General features: G+C 58.5%; 2 protein-coding genes. Both read right to left on the minus strand.

What is annotated here, in order from left to right; all coding sequences use genetic code 11:
* Window positions 1–892: IS66 family transposase (gene tnpC / locus ACOI1H_RS25625; RefSeq protein ID WP_422441149.1), on the minus strand; the 892-nt coding region annotated here is incomplete at its 3' end.
* 68 nt (window positions 893–960) lie between these two features.
* Window positions 961–1,308, minus strand: a complete 348-nt coding sequence (gene tnpB / locus ACOI1H_RS25630) for an IS66 family insertion sequence element accessory protein TnpB (RefSeq protein ID WP_422441150.1) — start codon at window positions 1,306–1,308, stop codon at window positions 961–963.
* Window positions 1,309–1,321: the final 13 nt, after the last annotated feature.

Below are 1,321 nucleotides of genomic sequence, written 5' to 3' on the forward strand. Positions count from 1 at the left end.
TTATACCCCTGAGGTGGGATGAGGGGTGCTCGCCTTTGCGATCGACGCTGAACTGATACCACACGCAAGGCGGCGCTTGTCCGCACCACGGGCGTTCATCGCGCACATAGCTCCACAGACGCGCCGTTTGCGCCTTGCCTTTGGCCTGCATCTTGACGGGCGTATCGTCGGCGAACAGGGCGGGACCGGCCCGAACCAATTTGCCGATATGGTCGGCCAGCGGTTCCAGCAGCGCCGTTGATCGCCCCACCCAATCAGTCAGCGTGGAGCGGTGCAAATCGACCTTGTCGCGGGCATAGATTTCCGACTGGCGATAGAGTGGCAAGTGATCGCAATATTTACCGACCAGAACATGTGCCAGCAGGCCCGGCCCTGGGCGTCCGCGCGTGATCGGGCGCGAGGGCAATTCGGCTTGAGCAAAAGCCTCACAACAGGTGCAGGTCATGCGCGGCCGCACGATCCGTTTCACCACAAAATGGCCGGGGACGTATTCCAGCTCTTCCGTCACGTCTTCGCCCAGCGACTTGAGCGCGCCACCGCAATCGTCGCAGCTATCACCCGGCGAGAGGATTTCTTCCTGTCGCTCAAGATGATCCGGCAGCGGTGCGCGATTATGGGTGCGCTTGCTGGGAGCGTCTTGATTAGCACCCGTTTCCGGGGCTGTCTTTTGCGCCTCGGAAGCGGCAGCAATTTCAGTATCTTCCTGCAGATCGAACGCCAGCTGGTCCATGGTCTCGGATTTGCTGCCAAAACGGGCCTTGCGATGTGCTGCCAGTTCCTTCTTCAGCTTCTCGATCTGATAGGCCTGCGATTTGATTTCGGCCGCCATCAGTTCACTGATTACACGCAGCTCGATCGGGTCTTCGGGCAGGGATTTAAAGGTCGCATGCATACGCATTTTATACCCGAGCAGCCTGCTGAACGGAACGCAAAATGTGTAAAAACCTCATGTTTTATTGACTATCCGGCCTGCAATGGTCTCCATGTCCGCTGCGGCATGCGCCAGTCAATTCCTTCCAGAAGCATGGCGAGCTGAGCTGATGTCAGGCAAACTTTCCCATCCTTGGCCGCAGGCCAGACAAACCGCCCTTTCTCAAGGCGTTTCATAAAGAGGCATGCGCCCTGCGTATCCCACCAGATGATTTTCAACAGGTCACCCCGACGGCCACGGAATACAAACAGATGGCCAGAATAGGGATCCTCGGCCAGCATCTTCTCCGTCTGCGCTGCCAATGTGTTGAAGCCCCGCCGCATATCCGTCACGCCAGCGGCAAGCCAGACCCGTGTGTTGCTCGGCACCGGGATCATGCCGTCAGCCCCT

Origin of the sequence: Loktanella sp. DJP18, from assembly GCF_049310965.1 — a bacterium.
Lineage (GTDB): Bacteria > Pseudomonadota > Alphaproteobacteria > Rhodobacterales > Rhodobacteraceae > Loktanella.

Excerpts from the sequence above, each read along its gene's own strand:
- tnpB (WP_422441150.1), bottom strand. The coding sequence starts at position 1,308 with ATGATCCCGGTGCCGAGCAACACACGGGTCTGGCTTGCCGCTGGCGTG.